Source organism: Companilactobacillus futsaii JCM 17355 (assembly GCF_001435505.1).
Lineage (GTDB): Bacteria > Bacillota > Bacilli > Lactobacillales > Lactobacillaceae > Companilactobacillus > Companilactobacillus futsaii.
In genome coordinates this window covers 1-239 of sequence record NZ_AZDO01000096.1, presented here as the reverse complement: position 1 = coordinate 239, position 239 = coordinate 1, and the positions used below count along the sequence as shown (strand labels likewise).

The 239-nt window shown below is 36.0% G+C and carries 1 protein-coding gene; it reads left to right on the top strand.

All coding sequences use genetic code 11. The features are described from left to right. A partial coding sequence (locus FC88_RS07610; protein ID WP_057814376.1) for a helix-turn-helix domain-containing protein occupies positions 1-239 on the top strand: 239 nt, incomplete at both ends.

Here is a 239-nt window from a genome sequence, read left to right as displayed (position 1 = left end):
AAGATTGGCACGAACGTGGGGAATCCACTCGTGCAATAGCTCGTCATCTGAATAGGGGTCCTTCAACTATCAGTGTTGAATTGAATAAAGTTACACCTTATTCAGCGGAATCTGCTCACAAAATGGCTAAAGAACAACTCAGTCATAGAGGGTGTAATTCAATCATAACTGAAAATATGAAGAACTTTATTGTTCAAAAATTAAAGTTTAATCATTGGTCATTTGAAATAATAGCTCAC